The organism is Bacillus sp. NH11B (genome assembly GCF_001884205.1).
Taxonomy (GTDB): Bacteria; Bacillota; Bacilli; order Bacillales; family Bacillaceae_G; genus Bacillus_A; species Bacillus_A proteolyticus.
Genome location: NZ_MAOG01000033.1, coordinates 1 through 859, shown reverse-complemented (window position 1 = coordinate 859; position 859 = coordinate 1). Strand labels below are relative to the sequence as shown.

The window sequence follows — 859 nt, the reverse complement described above, 5'->3', positions numbered from 1 at the left end:
GTGCAACTTTCACACGTTGTTTATTCCAGTTCGAAGAACCTTTTGTTCTTCTAGAAAGGATACGCTGTGCTTTCGCTAACTTTTCTTCTAATGTACGGAAGAATTTAGGGTTCTTGTATGTTATGCCATCTGAAAGAATGGCATAATCTTTTAACCCCACATCGATACCAACAGAAGAACCTGTTTTTTCTACTGGTTGCACTTCTGTTTCTGTAAGAATAGACACAAAGTGTCTACCGCTTGGATTTCGTCTAATCGTGGCATTTAGGATACGTCCTGACACTTCACGACTTTTGGCAAATCTAACGAAACCGAGCTTCGGTAACTTTATTGTATGACCTACAATGGCGATATTATGATTCGTACATTTTGTTGTATAGGATTGTATTTTATTCTTTTTAGACTTGAATTGTGGCATATCATTTTGTTTCTTGAAAAAACGTGAAAAAGCATCTGCGAGGTTTTTCAATGAGGATTGAAGAGCGGTACTATCTACTTCTTTTAACCAAAGCGTATCTTGTCTTTTTTTTAATTGCGTAAGCTCGGCAGAGCAAGAAGGATAGGTTAATCCTTTTCCCGCTTCTTTATACGTATCATTCCAAAGAGCAAGAAAATGGTTAAATACAAAGCGACTGCAACCAATCGTTTTAGCAATTAATATTTCTTGTTTCTTATTTGGGTAGATACGAAATTTATATGCTTTATTTACTAACATAGGTTACACCTCACTTTTTCATAGTATATCTACAGTATACAAAGAACGTAGGCTTACGCCTACTGACATTCATCTCCCACCTAAAATTGGCGTTTCACACCTTCACATTTTTGAGGAAGGAGTCTTCTGTCAGAAAACGATAAA

General features: G+C 36.3%; 1 protein-coding gene. It reads right to left on the bottom strand.

Features of this window, described 5'->3' with window-relative positions; all coding sequences use genetic code 11:
* Positions 1 to 715: RNA-guided endonuclease TnpB family protein (locus BAU27_RS06980; RefSeq protein ID WP_139254612.1), on the bottom strand; the 715-nt coding region annotated here is incomplete at its 3' end.
* Between the last annotated feature and the right edge of the window lie 144 nt (positions 716 to 859).